At 68.7% G+C, this 15,142-nt stretch carries 11 protein-coding genes and 1 riboswitch; of the genes, 4 read left to right on the top strand and 7 right to left on the bottom strand.

Annotated features, from left to right (window positions below):
- Nucleotides 1-11: 11 nt before the first annotated feature.
- From AB0F72_RS01555 to AB0F72_RS01545, 3 genes are read left to right on the top strand one after another with little or no spacing between them, the layout of a single operon-like run.
- Complete coding sequence (locus tag AB0F72_RS01555) at nt 12-911, top strand: TetR family transcriptional regulator (protein WP_360423351.1); 900 nt, start codon at nt 12-14, stop codon at nt 909-911.
- Nucleotides 905-2,752 (top strand): ABC transporter ATP-binding protein, encoded by a 1,848-nt coding sequence (locus tag AB0F72_RS01550; RefSeq protein ID WP_360423349.1) that lies wholly within the window; start codon nt 905-907, stop codon nt 2,750-2,752. Before AB0F72_RS01555 ends, AB0F72_RS01550 begins: the two co-directional genes overlap by 7 nt.
- Before the next feature lie 56 nt (nt 2,753-2,808).
- Complete coding sequence (locus tag AB0F72_RS01545; protein ID WP_360423346.1) at nt 2,809-4,899, top strand: ABC transporter transmembrane domain-containing protein; 2,091 nt, start codon at nt 2,809-2,811, stop codon at nt 4,897-4,899.
- An 89-nt stretch (nt 4,900-4,988) separates the two neighbouring features.
- On the opposite strand, the gene AB0F72_RS01540 is transcribed toward AB0F72_RS01545, so the two are convergent.
- The 7 genes from AB0F72_RS01540 to AB0F72_RS01510 form a co-directional block, all read right to left on the bottom strand.
- The gene (locus AB0F72_RS01540; protein ID WP_360423344.1) at nt 4,989-7,904 is read right to left on the bottom strand and encodes a Calx-beta domain-containing protein; all 2,916 of its coding nucleotides are present in this window, start codon (nt 7,902-7,904) and stop codon (nt 4,989-4,991) included.
- A 14-nt stretch (nt 7,905-7,918) separates the two neighbouring features.
- Nucleotides 7,919-7,998, bottom strand: a riboswitch (cyclic di-GMP riboswitch).
- Nucleotides 7,999-8,307: 309 nt separating this feature from the next.
- Entirely contained in the window at nt 8,308-8,967 is a 660-nt protein-coding gene (locus AB0F72_RS01535) for a response regulator transcription factor (protein ID WP_360423341.1), read from the bottom strand.
- Entirely contained in the window at nt 8,964-10,226 is a 1,263-nt protein-coding gene (locus AB0F72_RS01530) for a sensor histidine kinase (RefSeq protein ID WP_360423338.1), read from the bottom strand. Before AB0F72_RS01530 ends, AB0F72_RS01535 begins: the two co-directional genes overlap by 4 nt.
- Nucleotides 10,223-10,999, bottom strand: coding sequence for an ABC transporter permease (locus AB0F72_RS01525; protein WP_360423336.1), 777 nt, complete (start codon nt 10,997-10,999; stop codon nt 10,223-10,225). The genes AB0F72_RS01530 and AB0F72_RS01525 overlap by 4 nt, the downstream gene beginning before the upstream one ends.
- Nucleotides 11,000-11,085: 86 nt before the next feature.
- Nucleotides 11,086-11,922 (bottom strand): ABC transporter ATP-binding protein, encoded by an 837-nt coding sequence (locus AB0F72_RS01520; RefSeq protein WP_360423333.1) that lies wholly within the window; start codon nt 11,920-11,922, stop codon nt 11,086-11,088.
- 141 nt (nt 11,923-12,063) lie between these two features.
- Nucleotides 12,064-12,825 carry an ABC transporter permease gene (locus tag AB0F72_RS01515; protein ID WP_360423330.1) on the bottom strand — a complete coding sequence of 254 codons (762 nt, stop codon included), beginning with the start codon at nt 12,823-12,825 and terminating at the stop codon, nt 12,064-12,066.
- A complete protein-coding gene (locus AB0F72_RS01510) occupies nt 12,822-13,874 on the bottom strand; it encodes an ABC transporter ATP-binding protein (protein WP_360423327.1) in 1,053 nt (350 codons plus the stop codon). Before AB0F72_RS01510 ends, AB0F72_RS01515 begins: the two co-directional genes overlap by 4 nt.
- Before the next feature lie 156 nt (nt 13,875-14,030).
- Between AB0F72_RS01510 and rnhA the strand changes: the two genes are divergently transcribed.
- Nucleotides 14,031-14,507, top strand: coding sequence for a ribonuclease HI (gene rnhA / locus AB0F72_RS01505; RefSeq protein WP_360423324.1), 477 nt, complete (start codon nt 14,031-14,033; stop codon nt 14,505-14,507).
- Nucleotides 14,508-15,142: the final 635 nt, after the last annotated feature.

The raw sequence follows: 15,142 nt of genomic DNA, 5'->3' as shown, positions 1-15,142 counted from the left end.
CAGTGGCGAACATGCAGAGCACGCCCGGCACCAACGACACACCGGGCCCGGAAAACACAACGGGACCGGAGAACACGGCAGGCCGGGAAAACACAGCAGGCCGGGAAAACACAGCGGGCCCCGAGAACCGGCGCAGGCGCGTCCCCGCGATGGCCCCCGAAGAGCGCCGGGCTGCTCTCATCGCAGCGACCATCCCTCTCCTGCACGAACACGGCCTGGACGTCAGCACCCGCCAGATCGCCCATGCCGCCGGCGTCGCCGAGGGCACGATCTTCGGCGTCTTCGAGAGCAAGAGCCAGCTCGTGATCTGCTCAGTGATCAAGGCGCTGGACCCGCAGTACACGCTCGACGCACTCGCCGCCATCGATCCTGCCACCGACCTGCGAGACAGGGTGGCCCGCACCGCCGAGCTGATTCATGCCAGGTTCACCGAGCACGCTCACCTGATGAGCGCCGCCCGCAAACTGATCTTCAGCCCCGCGGAGACCAGCACAGGTAAACCCAGCACAGGCAAGCCCAGCACAGGCAAGCCCAGCACAGGCAAGCCCAGCACAGGTAGACCCAGCACAGGTAAACCCAGCGGCCCCGATCAGGACGCTCAACAGCGGATGATGTCGTCCCGGCAGAAACTCCACGCCGCGGTCACCGAGATCTTCACGCCGGACGCCGCCCGCCTCCGCGTCTCTCCCGATCGAGCAGCCCGGATACTCCTGCTCCACTGCGGCGCCGACGCGTTCGGACCGTTCGGCGAGCCGGGCGTGTTCCACGGCGAGGAACTGGCCGAGCTACTGCTGGACGGCATCTTGATCAGCGGCAGTAGCGACAGCACTACCGAGAAAACCGACAGCGATACCGGCAGAACCGAAAACCAGAACACCGAAACGGACCGGGGGGATCAGGCGACGTGCTGATCAAACTACTTCGCGTCCACCTGCGTCCGTACCGAACTGCGATCGCCCTCGTGGTGCTCTTCCAGTTCCTGCAGACGCTGGCGACGCTCTACCTGCCCGCGCTCAACGCCGACATCATCGACAACGGTGTGGTCAAGGGCGACACCGGCTACGTGCTGCGGATCGGCGGCGGCATGCTCGGCATCACCGTGCTGCAGATCGCCGCGCAGGCGGTGGCCGTGTACTTCGGCGCGCGCACCGCGATGGCCGTCGGCCGGGACCTGCGCGCCACGATCTTCGAGCGGGTCCAGACCTTCTCCGCCCGTGAGGTCGGGCAGTTCGGCGCGCCCTCGCTGATCACCCGGACCACCAACGACGTGCAGCAGATCCAGATGCTGGTGCTGCTCACGTTCACGCTCATGGTGTCGGCGCCGATCATGTGTGTCGGCGGCATCGTGCTGGCGCTGCGCGAGGACGTCCCGCTCTCCTCGCTGCTGCTGGTGATCGTACCGATTCTGATCACGGTGGTCGGCCTGATCATCGCGCGGATGCGCCCGCTGTTCCGGCTCATGCAGGTGCGGCTCGACCGGGTCAACAAGGTGATGCGCGAGCAGATCACCGGCATCCGGGTGATCCGGGCGTTCGTCCGGGACGACCACGAGCGGGAACGGTACGGCGTCGCGAACGACGAACTGACCGACGTCTCGCTCCGGGTCGGCCGGATCATGGCGCTGATGTTCCCGACGGTCATGCTGATCGTGAACATCTCCAGCGTCGCGGTGGTCTGGTTCGGCGGCCACCGGATCGACTCCGGCGGCATGCAGATCGGCGAGCTGACCGCGTTCATCAGCTACCTCATGCAGATTCTCATGTCGATCATGATGGCCACTTTTATGTTGATGATGATCCCGCGCGCCGAGGTCTGCGCCGAGCGCATCAAGGAGGTGGTGGACACCGAGACCAGCGTGACGCCGCCCGCCACAGGTCCATCGGGTACCGGGATCACCACGCTGCCGCGACACGGCGAACTCGAGCTCCGGGACGTCGACTTCCGCTATCCGGGGGCTGAGGCCGCAGTGCTTTCGGGGGTACGTCTGATAGCGCGCCCCGGTGAGGTGACAGCGATCATCGGCAGCACTGGCAGCGGCAAGACCACCCTGCTCAACCTCGTCCCGCGGCTCTTCGACGCGACGAGCGGAGCGGTCCTGGTCGACGGTGTGGACGTCCGCGAACTGAACCCGGACCTCCTGGCCCGCACGATCGGCCTGGTCCCGCAGCGGCCCTACCTGTTCACCGGCACGATCGCGTCCAACCTGCGTTACGGCAACCCGGACGCCACCGACGAGGAACTCTGGAAGGCCCTGGAGATCGCCCAGGCGAAGGACTTCGTCGAGGCGATGGAGGGCCGGCTGGACGCCCCGATCGCGCAGGGCGGCACGAACGTCTCCGGCGGCCAGCGGCAGCGGCTCGCGATCGCCCGCACGCTGGTGCACCGGCCCGAGATCTACCTCTTCGACGACTCGTTCTCCGCACTGGACTACGCCACGGACGCGGCGCTGAGGTCCGCACTCACCGAGCACCTCACCGCCGGCCGGAACTTGACCGGCGGGGACTTGGGTGACCGGGACTTGACCGGTGGCCGGGACTTGACCGGTGACCGGGACATGACTGGGGGACAGCAGGCGACCGTCGTCATCGTGGCGCAGCGGGTCAGCACGATCCGCGACGCGGACCGGATCATCGTGCTGGACGACGGCAAGGTGGTCGGCACCGGGACGCACGACGAGCTCATGGAGAGCAACCCGACGTACCGCGAGATCGTCCTCTCACAGCTCACCGAGAAGGAGGCGGTCACCCGATGACAGCCCCGGACAGAACAGCCCCGAATAGTGCGGAGAACCGCCCGCAACCGCGCCCCATGGGCGGCCCGCCGGCCGCCCGGATGATGATGGCGGGTGGACCGCCGGAGAAGCTTCAGGATTTCAAAGGCTCCACGAAGCGCCTGCTCGGCCTGCTGAAACCCCAGCGAGCCCTGGTCGGCGCGGTGCTCGCCTTCGGGATCGCCAGCGTGACCCTCTCGGTGCTCGGTCCGTACCTGCTCGGCCACGCCACCGATGTGATCTTCAACGGTGTGATCGGCCGGATGTTCCCGGCCGGTGTCACCAAGGAGGAGGCAATCGCCGGACTGCGCGCCAGCGGCAACAGTGGCACCGGCAACAGTGGTACCGGCAACAGTGGTACCGGCAACAGTGGTACCGGCAACAGTGGCCTGGCTGACGTCCTCGCCGGCTCGGACGCCGTACCCGGGCAGGGCATCGACTTCACCCAGTTGTCGCACGTGCTGGCCTGGGTGGCGGTCGTCTACGTGTTCGCCTGGGTGTTCGGCGTCCTCCAGGGAAGGCTCACCGCCCGGGTCGTGCAGACCGCCGTCCTCGACCTGCGCAACCAGGTGGAGGCGAAGCTGGCGCGGCTGCCGCTCTCCTATTTCGACCAGCAGCCGCGCGGTGAGGTGCTGAGCCGGGCCACCAACGACACCGACAACATCGCGCAGACCCTCCAGCAGACGTTCGCGCAGCTCGTCACGGCTCTGCTGATGATTGTCGGCGTACTCGGGGTGATGTTCTGGATCTCCCCGCTGCTGGCGCTGATCGCGCTGGTCACGGTGCCGGTGTCGATCTGGCTCACCACGATGATCGGCAAGCGGTCCCAGCCGCAGTTCGTCGCACAGTGGAAGACCACCGGCCGGCTCAACGGCCACATCGAGGAGATGTTCACCGGGCACACGCTGGTCAAGGTCTTCGGCCGGCAGAAGGAAGCCGCGGAGACCTTCCGCGAGCACAACGACCATCTGTACGCGTCGAGCTTCCGGGCTCAGTTCATCTCCGGACTGATTCAGCCCACGATGATGTTCATCTCGAACGTCAACTATGTCCTGGTCGCGGTCGTCGGCGGTCTGCGTGTCGCATCCGGCACCCTGTCGCTCGGCGAGGTGCAGGCGTTCATCCAGTACTCCCGGCAGTTCAGCCAGCCGCTCACCCAGGTGGCCAGCATGGCGAACCTGGTGCAGTCCGGCGTGGCCTCGGCCGAGCGGGTGTTCGCCCTGCTCGACGCGCCGGAGCAGAGCCCCGACCCGGCGCCCGCGGCGATGCCGGTCTCGGAGAACGGCAAGGTCCGGGGGCGGATCACCTTCGAGAACGTCTCGTTCCGCTACCTGCCGGACAAGCCGCTGATCGAGAACCTCTCGCTCTCGGTCGAGCCCGGCCAGACCGTGGCGATCGTCGGCCCGACCGGCGCCGGCAAGACCACCCTGGTCAACTTGCTGATGCGCTTCTACGAGGTGACCGGCGGGCGGATCACGCTGGACGGCGTGGACATCGCCACGATGCCCCGCGAGCAGCTGCGCGAGCAGATCGGCATGGTCCTCCAGGACACCTGGCTCTTCGGCGGCACGATCGCCGAGAACCTGGCCTACGGCGCTGACTTCACGATCGGCCCTGATTTCAAGACCGGCCCTGATTTCAAGACCGGGCCTGACTTCAAAACCGGCCCTGACTTCAAAACCGGGGCCGACAGCCCGGAGACTGCGGCGATCGTGCGGGCGGCCGAGGCAGCCCACGTCGACGGCTTCGTGCGCACGCTCCCCGAGGGCTACGACACGAAGATCGACGAGGAGGGCGCGAACGTCAGCGCCGGCCAGAAACAGCTCATCACCATCGCCCGGGCGTTCCTCGCCGAACCGAGCATCCTGATCCTCGACGAGGCCACCAGCTCGGTGGACACGCGCACCGAGGTTCTGATCCAGCGGGCCATGAACACGCTGCGGACCGGCCGGACCAGCTTCGTCATCGCGCACCGGCTCTCCACGATCCGCGACGCCGACGTGATCCTGGTGATGGAGAACGGCAGCATCGTCGAGCAGGGCACTCACGACGACCTGATCGAGGCCGACGGGGCGTACGCCCGGCTCTACTCGGCCCAGTTCGCCCAGGCCGTCGTGGAAGTGGACTGACGACAGGGTGACGACAGAGTAAAGCGGGGGCGGCCGACCGGCCGCCCCCGCCCCTTGCTCGAAGCGCTTGCTTACCTCACAGGGCTTGCTTACTTCACAGTGACCTTCTTGGTGGTGCTGTAGCTACCCAGCAGGCCAACCCCGGTGTCACCGGCGACGAATCCCCGCATCGTCAGGGCCTTGCCGCTGGCCAGCTTGACGGTCCGCGTGTAGACCCCGTTGCTGCCGGTCTTGCCCTTGTAGACCGTCTTCCAGGCGCCACTGACGTAGCTCTGGACCAGGATGCCCTGCCCGGCGGCCTTCGGGTTACCGGTGACCGTGACGGTGAAGGAACCCTTGCTCGGCGACGTCAGCGTGAAGACCGGGTTCTGCTTGACACGGACCGCGAGCTCCTTCGAGATCAGTTCGCCGACCCCGGTCTGGAAGATGAAGCCCTGAGTGATCCGGTGCGTGAACGAGTAGTTCCCGGTCGCGTTCGCCTGGACGGACTTGATCTTCGTGGGCTCGCCCGGCGCGCCGAACGGCTTGCCCCACAGGTCGACAGTGGCGTTGGCCGCGGCCCGGCCGGCGATCGTCGCGTTGCCCACACCGGCGATCGCGGCAGCCGGCGTGGAGATGCTGGGCGCACCCGGCGCCTCCGGCTCGGTCGGCTCGGTCGGCTTGCCACCGTCGCTGGCCGCGATCGTGATGGCGCCTTCCAGGACCGTGCCGAAGTTGCCGAGCGTCGTGCCGGTGACCCGGATCGTTTCGTTCGGCTCGTTGACCTCGTCATCCGTGATCATCACGTCGGTGATCGGAATGACAGTTCCGGGCTCGGTTCCCGGGTCGACAGTGACGGTCTGCGTGCCCGGGTTGGTGAAGTCTGCCGAGTCGGCAGCCTTGACACCCTTCACCGAAGCGCCGGTGAAGGTGACGCTGGCGGTCAGTGCCTGGTCCGAGACACCGGTGATGGTGCCGGTCACCGAGGCCAGCTCGCCCTCCTCCGCGGTCACGTCGTTGACCTCGAACGTCGGCGCCTTGTCCTCGTCCTCGATGGTCAGCGTCGCGGTGTCGGGCGAGGCGGACGCCAGGTAGTCGTCGCTGTCAGTGTCCGGAGCGACCGCCAGGTTCACGGTCTCGTCCCGCTCGTTGATGTCGTCACCGTTGAGCAGCAGCACACCGGAGCCGGACGTGGCCTCGGCCCGGATGGTGACGCGTCCGCTGGCCAGCGTGTAGTCGTCACCGCCGACGGCGTCCTCGCCGCTCTGCGCGGTACCGGTCGCCGCGTCGGCGAGTTCGAAGACGAGCGTGTGGTTGCTCGGGTTGCTGAGCTTGACCGGCAGCAGCACAGCCGAGGTGAGGTTGCCCTCCGGCAGCGCGGCGTCGTCGAACGTGACACGCGGCCGGTCGTCGTCGTCCCGGATGGAGATCTCGGCCGGGCCGGCGGTGGTGGCGCCGACCGCGTCGTCGAAGCTGACCTGGAAGGCCTCGCCGTCGCCCTCGTCGATGACATCGCCGGTGACGTCGACCTGGAAGGTCTGCGTGGTCGTGCCGGCCGGGAAGGTCAGCGTGCCGGTCTTCGGCGTGAAGTCCTTGTACGGCGTGGCGTCGGTGATGTCGGTGCCCGCGGCGGCGGCTGTCCAACCGACCCGGACGGTACGGCCGGAGGCAGCGTCCAGCTTCGCGGTGATGGTCCGGCTGGCGCGCCCGGAATTGCCCTCGTCGACGGTGAGCGAGCCGGTGTCGATGCTGACCTCGGGCTGCGTGGCGTCGTCGTCCTCGATCGAGACATCGATCTTGGAAGGGGTGCCGAGCTCGGAGTTGGTCGGGTTCGCGAGCTGAATGCCGAAGTCCTCGGTCGCCTCGTTCAGCGAGTCGTCGGTGAGGGAGATGGTCGCGGCCTGCTCCAGCGTGCCGGCCGCGATCGTGACCGTCCGCTGGGTCGAAGCCGGGTAGGCGAAGTCGGTTCCCTGCGTGGCAGCCTCGTGTTCCTCCACCTTCTCAGAGGGAGGCGTGGCGTCCCAGCGAACCGTGACCGCCTTGTCGGACCGCCGGTCCAGGGTGAGCGGCAGCTCGAAGCTTCCGCCCTCATCACCGGAGTCCAGGACGGAGTCGTCCACGGTGACCTTGGGAAGCGGGTCGATGTCGTTGATGGTCACCTGAGTCGAGGTGTTGGCCGGAGCCGCCGTGTTGGTGGCGGTGGCGTTCACCGTGAAGTTCTCCGCCTCGGCCGAGTCGCGGGTGTCGTCCTTGCCGATCGCGATGTCCTTGGTAGCCGACGTCTTACCGGCATCGATGACGATCCGATTCTCGACCACCTCCAGCGTGTCGCCGTCGTCGACCGGAGCGGTGAAGTCCGCACCCGCGATGGCGGTACCGTTCGTGGTGGTCAGCGTGACCGCCACCGGCAGGCCGGACGGCGCGTCGAGTCTGGCCGTGACGGTCGCCTTGGCGCCGTTGGCCTCGGTGACCGGGCTGTTCGTGGTGATCGTGTATCCCGGAGCGTCGTCGTTGTCGTTGATCGATCCGACCACTGGGATGGGATCACCCGTCGTGCCGCCCGTCGGCGTGGCGGTGAGGGTGATCTGCTCCGGCAAGGCGCCTTCGAAGAGCGCGTCGTCAACGGTTCGGACCACCACGGTCCGCGTGACGTTGGCGGTCGAGGCCGCCGGGAAGCTGATCGTGGTGGGCGACGGCGAGCTTACGTAGTCCGACCCGGCCCTCGGTGTGTAGTTGGTTTCTGACTCTTCCTTGGGCGTGACCGCGAGCGAGTAGGAGGCGGCCGGGATTTCGGCGCCTCCGGTCCGGACGAACCGGAAGCTGAGTTCGCCGCCCTCGGTCACGCTGACGGCCGCGACGCTGATGTCGCCGGGGTCTGCGTACGCCGGGGAGGTGACCATGACCGTCGGGACAAGGCCAATCGCCGCCGCAACGGCGACCGAGAGGGCCGTTCGCATGGACTTCGGGCCACGCAGCGCGAACGGAATCGAGCCGCTCTTGGCCGCATGGGCTTGTGGATAGCGCATGTGTTTCTTTCTCCTTCGGCGGCTGGGCTACCTCCGTTCGGGGAGGCCCCTGGCTTTGCGTCCCCGCCTCGCGACGGGTTTGCCTGTTCGGGTACCGCGCCTGCCGGCCGTCGGAGGGCCGCTCAGGCACCGGGGAACCGGTTCGAGCAGCGCAATGCTGGATCATCGACAGGACTGAATCGTGGTCCAGCAAGAGGTCGCGCCTTCCGTAATCTAACCGGCCTATCGTCCCCTTACCGGCAGAACGGCTTTTTGAGTCGAATCGCCCTCAAGTAGCACAGCTGTCCCCTGGGGGACAGGAGAAAGAGCCGGCTCAGAGTAAGAAGCCGGCCCAGAGCAGGAAATCGGCCCAGAGTAAGAAATCGGCCCAGAGTAGGAAATCGGCTCAGAGCTGGAAATCGGCTCAGAGCAAGCCGTGGCGCATCGCGGTGGTCACCGCCGCCGTCCGGTCCGCCACCCCCAGCTTGTTGAAGACCCGCAGCAAATGCGTCTTCACTGTCGCCTCGGAGATGAACAGCCGCTTGCCGATCTCGGCGTTGGTGAGCCCGGCCGCCACCTGCTTCAGCACCTCGGTCTCCCGGGCGGAAAGAGCCGGAGGCGCCGGGGTACGGACCTGGCGCACCAGCGTCGACGCGACGCTCGGCGCCAGCACCGTCTCACCCCGCGCCGCTGCCCGGACCGCCTCCGCCAGCTCGGCCGGCGTCGCGTCCTTGAGCAGGTACCCGGACGCGCCGGCCTCGATGGCCCGCAGAATGTCCCGGTCCGACTCGTAGGTGGTCAGCACCATGACCCGCACGGGCGCGCCCACCCCAGAAGCAGCACCCCCAGCATCAGCAGCCCGCGGTGCCCCAGCCAGGATCCGCGCGGTCGCCTCCACCCCGTCACCGTCCGGCATCCGCAGGTCCATCAGCACGATGTCGGGGCGCTCGGCCAGCGCCAGAGCCACCCCTTCGCTGCCGGACGACGCCTCACCGATCACGGTCAGGTCGGGTTCGGCGTCGAGCATGCCGCGCAGCCCCATCCGCACCACGGGGTGGTCGTCGACGAGCAGGATCCGGATCACGCGGGAATCTCCACTTCGATAGTCGTGCCACCGGCACCCGGCTCACCCGTGTGGCCGCTGAGCACGGCCACCTGGCCGCCGACCTGAGCGGCTCGCGCCCGGATATTGGAAATCCCGAACCCACCCCCGCCGGCACCGCCGACCCCGCCGGCACTGCCAACCCCGCCCGGTAGGGCTCCGGCCGGGTCGAAGCCACGCCCATCGTCCCGCACGACCAGCCGCACACTCGACGCCGCATAGGCGAGCACCACACCGACCTCGGTCGCCCCGGCATGCCGGCGCACGTTCGCCAGAGCCTCCTGCGTGGCGCGCAGCAGGACCACCTCCACCCGGGTCGGCAGGTCCCGAGGCTCGCCTGTCACCCGGACCGTGGACGGCACACCCGACTCTTCGCTGAATCGGGCGGCTTGACGGCGTACCGCCTCGGGAAGTGAAGCGGAAGCCAACGCGGCGGGTGAGAGAGCCGCGATGAGTGCCCGCGACTCGGCCAGGTTTTCCCGTGCGGTACGCACGGCAAGCGCGAGGCGCTCGTCGGCGAGCTGGGGGTCGGCGGCCTGGACCAGCGTGATGATGCTGGTGAAGCCCTGGGCGAGGGTGTCGTGGATCTCGCCGGCCAGCCGGTTGCGCTCGGCCGCCGCCCCGGCCTCGTGGGAGAGCCGTGCCAGCTCCGCCCGGCTCGCCTCCAGCTCGGCCCGGCTCGCCTCCAGCTGGACGATGAGGGCGGCCCGCTCGTCGCTCTGTGCCAGCGCCCGCACGATCCAGAGGCCCATGCAGATGCCGGCGCCGGTGGAGATCGCCGCGATCACCAGGTCGAGCCCGACGCTGCCCTCCGGGTCGTTGAACAGGTCGGCCACCGGCGGGACCAGGTTTATCACCACGATCAGGACGATGGCCAGCCGTACCGTGACCATCTGGAAGATCAGTGGGATGACCGCGAACATCAGCCAGGTGGTCAGCGGCACCGCGAAGATGGCGATCGCGAAGAGCGTGAGCTGCACGAGCAGGACGATCCGGCTGGTGTTGTCCGGGCGGTCCCGGAGGGTCAGCGGCCGGCCGATCACCACGTGCAGCAGGACCATCACGGCGAGGGCGGTCAGTGCCACACCCCGCTCCAGCGACGAGAACCCGTCCACGATGACGATCGCGACCGCCACAGCAGCCGCGATCACCGCGAAATAGAGATCCCAGAGCCAGGTGGCGGGGGCCGAACCGCCTGCGACGGGGACTGCTTCCAGAGGGACTGCTTCCGGGGAACTCATTTCTCGTTGTTGTTCCACCGGAAGGTCATCAGGCACAGCACCAATCCGACCACACACCACACTCCGAGAACCAACGCCACCCTGCCGAGCTCCCACGACCCGTTCAGCTCCTGGCTCTCGGCGGACGCGGGGAGGAACACGTACCGGAAGCCCTGCGCCATCCACCGCACCGGGAAGATCGACGCGACCGTGATCAGCCAGTCCGGGAGCTGGCTCATCGGCTGGATGAACACGCCGGAGATGAACTGCAGCGCCACCACCGGCACGTTGAGGATGCCGCCGGCGTTGCGGGCGTTGCGGACCAGGGCGCTGACCGCTACGCCGAGCAGCGAACAGGCGATCACCGAGAGCAGGAAGATCCAGGTGAACGTGATCCAGTGATCGGCCGGCGGCAGCGGCATGTCGAAGACCAGCACGCCCATCAGGATCAGCAGCGCCGCTTCGGCGAGGCTCAGGACGAGAACCAGAAGAGCCTTGCCCACCAGGTACGCGGAGACCGGCATCGGAGTTCCACGGAGGCGCTTGAGCGTCCCGTCCTCCCGGTCCAGCGCGAGACCCGAGCCCATCGTCACGAACGCGGTGTTCAAGACCCCGTACGCCACCATGCTCGCCGTGAAGATCTGGCTCGCGCTGACGCCACTGTCGGTGTAGTCGTCCCCGAAGATCGTGCCGAAGAGCAGCAGGAGCATCGCCGGGAACGCGAACGTGAAGATCAGCGCCGTCTTGTCCCGGACGAACTGCAGAAGCTCGACATGCCCGCGGCTCACACTCATGGCAATGGTCCGCGCGGACCTGCTGCTCGTGGGCATGCTGCTCGTGGGCGTAGTACCCGTGGGCGTAGTACTCGTGGGCATGGTGCTCATCGGGTGGCTCCGATCAGGCTCAGGTAGGTGTCTTCCAGCGTCGGGCGGCTGATCGTGAGCGTGGTCAGGTCGGCGCCGGTCGCGACCAGCCGGCGGATCAGCTCGGTCGGGTCCTCGTGCTGCTCCTCGTGGAGCACGCCGTCCTCCCGCCAGCTGACCCGAGCCGCCGCCGCGGACCGTCCGCCCAGCGTGGCCGGGGTGCCCTCGGCGACGATCAGGCCGCCGGCCAGCACCACGAGACGATCGGCGAGGGCCTCGGCCTCGTCCAGGTAGTGGGTGGTGAGCACGATCGTGGTGCCGTCACCGGCGAGGTGCCGGATCAGCTCCCAGAACTGGCGGCGGGCCTCCGGGTCGAACCCGGTGGTCGGCTCGTCGAGGAAGAGCAGCTCGGGGCGGCCGACGATGCCGAGCGCCACGTCCACGCGGCGGCGCTGACCACCGGAGAGGGTACGGATCTTGCTGTTCCGTTTGGCGGTGAGCCCGACCAGGTCGATCACCTCGTCGGCCGGGCGCGCGTCGGGGTAGAACCCGCCGATGTGCCGGACCATCTCCCGCACGGTCAGGTCGGCGGCGTCGTCCGTGTCCTGCAGGACGATCCCGATCCGGCTGCGCCAGGCGGATCCGGCTCGCCCCGGGTCCTCACCCAGCACCCGGACGTCCCCGCTGGTCCGCCGCCGGTGCCCCTCCAGGATCTCCACTGTGGTGGTCTTGCCGGCGCCGTTCGGCCCGAGCAGCGCGAAGATCTCGCCGCGCGCCACGACCAGGTCGACGCCCGCGACCGCTTCACGATCTTTGTAAGTCTTACGAAGCCCGGTTACTTCGATTGCTTCCATGCACCGATCGTGCCGCTAGGGCACACCCCGGCGGGACGACCGCCCGGCCGTCATCGGCTGTCAACCGTTCGATGGACAGACCGGATCCGACAGAGCTGACCGGACAGAGCGAACATGCCGGACCGGACCCGGCAGGCCGGCTCACTCCCAGCGGAAATTGCGGGCGGCCGCCGTCAGCCAGACCACCGCCCACAGACCCAGGCTGAGCCAGATCGTGACCGGCACCGACGAGTCGTACAAAAGGGTGGCCCGCAACGCCTCCGCGTGCGCGGCCAGCGGCAGCAGGAACCATCCGGCCGTGCCCAGGTCGGGCGCGGCGAACATGATCCCGCCGACCGAGAGCATCAGCACGTAGATCAGCGTCGCGGCGCCGGTCGTCGTCTCCGGCTTGAGGACGCTGGCCAGCAGCAACGCGAGGCCGCTGTAGCCGGCCGCGGCCAGCACGGTCACCCCGACCGCCGGCAGCAGCTGGTCGCCGTGCGGGCGCCAGCCGACCGCGAGGCCGACCGCCGCGAGCACCAGCACCTGCAGCACGATCTGGACGAGCACCGCCGCGGTCTTGGCGAGCAGCAGGCCGGGCCGGGTCAGCGGGGAGGCGCCGAGTCGTTTGAGCACGCCGTAACTGCGCTCGTACCCCGTGGTGATCGCCTGTCCGGTGAAGGCTGTCGACATCACGGTCAGCGCGAGGACACCGGGGACCACGAAACCGAGACGGTCATCGGTCGGCAGATTGGTCACCTCGAAGAGGCCCGCTCCGAGCAGAACCAGCAGGGGTACGCCCATGGCCAGCACCACTGCTTCCCCGCGACGGGCCGTCAGCAGCAGTTCCATCCGGATCTGCTTGCCGATGATCGTCCGCATGGGTGCCCGGCCGGGCGCCGGCGTGAACGTTCCGGCGCTCATTGCGACGCTCCAACGGGGTTAGCAGGGTTCTCAGCAGCGGGGTCTTCAGCAGCGGGGTCTTCAGCAGCAGAGTTCTCGGCAGCAGAGTTCTCAGCGGCGGGGGCAAAGGAGGAGGTCAGCGAGAGGTACACGTCTTCAAGGGTTCGCCGGCGACTGCTCACGGCGGTGACGTGCGCGTCCACGCTCGCGAACCAGCCCAGCACGTCGGCCAGCGCACGGGTGTCCAGCTCACCGGCGATCGTGTACTCCCCCGGCGAGGTCTCGGTGACCTTCCGCTGCGTGCCTGCGGAGTTCAGACCGTTCAGGCAGGTCAGGGCGCGCAGCCCGGCCAGCTCGATGCCCGGGTCGGCACGCACTTCGAGCAGGTCGATGCCGGCCGCCGCGGTCAGCTCGGCCGGTGTCCCGGTCGCCGCCACCCGCCCGGACCGCATGATCACCACGTCGTCGGCGAGGCGCTCGGCCTCGTCCAGCAGATGGGTGGTGAGCAGGACGGAGACGCCGTCGGCCCGCAGCTCCTCGATCAGCTGCCAGGTGGTGTGCCGGGCCTCGGTGTCCATGCCGGCCGTCGGCTCGTCGAGGAAGACCAGCTCGGGCCGGCCGACCAGGGCCACCGCCAGGCTGAGCCGCTGCTGCTCGCCGCCGGAGAGCCGCCGGAACCGGGTGCGCTCCAGCTTCCGCAGGCCGAGCCGGTCCATCAGCATGCCGGTGTCGAGCGGGTTGGCCGCGAACGAGGCGAAGAGCTGGAGGATCTCGCCGGCCGCCGCCCACGGGTAGACGCCGCCGGACTGCAGCATGATCCCGAGCCGGGGCATGAGCGCGTCGTGGTCGCCGACCGGGTCCAGCCCGAGCACCCGGGCCCGCCCCGCGTCCGGCCGCCGGAATCCCTCGCAGACCTGCAGCAGGCTGGTCTTGCCCGCTCCGTTGTGGCCGAGCAGCGCCAGCACCCGTCCCCGGGGCAGGCTCAGTGACACTCCGTCGACGGCCGTCGTCTCGCCGTAGCGCACCACGACATCGGTGATCTCGACCGCCGCGGCTCTCTCGGCTGACAAGGCACTGTCGCCACCCACCATTGAGCTCCCGCCCCATCAGGATTTCTGGAATCGCCGCCCCCGCAACCTTACGGCGCGGCCCTGAAAAGACCCGTCACGGTGGTCCAGCAGGATGCAATGGCTCACGCCCATCATCCCCGACGATAGGGTGCGCGCATGAGCAGCCCCGTCTCCCCCAGCCGGGCCGTCGAGATCTACACCGACGGCGCCTGCGTGCCGAATCCCGGTCCGGGCGGCTGGGGCGCAGTCCTCCGGTACGGAAAGGCAGAGAAGGACCTCTGCGGTGGAGAGGCGAACCCGACGACCAACAACCGGATGGAGCTGATGGCGCCGATCCGCGCGCTGGAGACCCTGAACCGGGCGCCGCTCACCGTGGACATCTACACCGACAGCGTCTACGTCCGGGACGGCATCACGAAGTGGGTGGCCCGCTGGCGGGCCAACGGCTGGCAGACCGCGTCCCGCCAGCCGGTGAAGAACGTCGACCTGTGGCAGCGCCTGGACGCCGCGGTCCGCCGGCACGAGGTCCGGTGGCACTGGGTGAAGGGCCATGCCGGCCACCCGGAGAACGAACGCGCCGACCGCCTGGCCGCCCGCGGCCTGCAGGAGGCGCTGGAAGCGGCGAGATCCTGAGCTAGGCGCCGCGCGGCCGGGGCACGTGCGGCCGAGCCGCCTCCCGGTCCCCGGCACCGGCCGGACCCAACCCCGCCGGGCCCACGACGCCTGCCGAGCCCATGACATCAGGCGAGCCCATGACATCCTCCGAGCGGACAGCCCGGGCCCGCATCACCCGAGCGCGGGCCACGCGATCCGGCGGCAGCCGATAGGTGGCCGCCCGGACCAGCTCGTCGGGAACCGTGTGCCGCCCCTCGGACGACACAGCCGGACGCGGATCCGGCACCATCGCACGTCCCGCCGAAGCTCGCCCAGCCCCAGCCCGTCCAGCCCCAGCCCGTCCAGCCCCAGCCCGTCCAGCCACACCCCGCCCAGCCACAGCCCGGCCCGCCGCCGCACGAGTCGCCATGCTGAACACACTCCGGGTGCCCGTCGCGTACCCCTCCCGATAGGCGGCGGCCCGATCCGTGCCGTGACGGCGCCGCTGATGGACCCGGCCCGCGGTGTATCCACAACAGGCCGTGAACGCGGCGAGCAGCACGAAAAGGATCAACAGGTCGCCCGGAGCGGTCATGCCACGATTGTGACGATGTGGATAGACCACGAGCTATGGCCCGTTTGACCTACCCCGAACGAATTAGTGCAAAGGCTCA

This window comes from Actinoplanes sp. NPDC023936, from assembly GCF_040639325.1.
Lineage (GTDB): Bacteria > Actinomycetota > Actinomycetes > Mycobacteriales > Micromonosporaceae > Actinoplanes.
Note: the sequence above shows the minus strand (reverse complement) of the source record. Positions and strands in the feature narration are given on the sequence as shown.

Bases quoted from the DNA above. Each gene is read 5' to 3' on its own strand.
- AB0F72_RS01520 (WP_360423333.1), bottom strand. From the start codon at position 11,922: ATGGAAGCAATCGAAGTAACCGGGCTTCGTAAGACTTACAAAGATCGT.
- AB0F72_RS01515 (WP_360423330.1), bottom strand. From the start codon at position 12,825: ATGAGCGCCGGAACGTTCACGCCGGCGCCCGGCCGGGCACCCATGCGG.
- AB0F72_RS01530 (WP_360423338.1), bottom strand. From the start codon at position 10,226: ATGAGTTCCCCGGAAGCAGTCCCTCTGGAAGCAGTCCCCGTCGCAGGC.
- rnhA (WP_360423324.1), top strand. From the start codon at position 14,031: ATGAGCAGCCCCGTCTCCCCCAGCCGGGCCGTCGAGATCTACACCGAC.
- AB0F72_RS01540 (WP_360423344.1), bottom strand. From the start codon at position 7,904: ATGCGCTATCCACAAGCCCATGCGGCCAAGAGCGGCTCGATTCCGTTC.
- AB0F72_RS01555 (WP_360423351.1), top strand. From the start codon at position 12: ATGCAGAGCACGCCCGGCACCAACGACACACCGGGCCCGGAAAACACA.
- AB0F72_RS01545 (WP_360423346.1), top strand. From the start codon at position 2,809: ATGGGCGGCCCGCCGGCCGCCCGGATGATGATGGCGGGTGGACCGCCG.
- AB0F72_RS01525 (WP_360423336.1), bottom strand. From the start codon at position 10,999: ATGAGTGTGAGCCGCGGGCATGTCGAGCTTCTGCAGTTCGTCCGGGAC.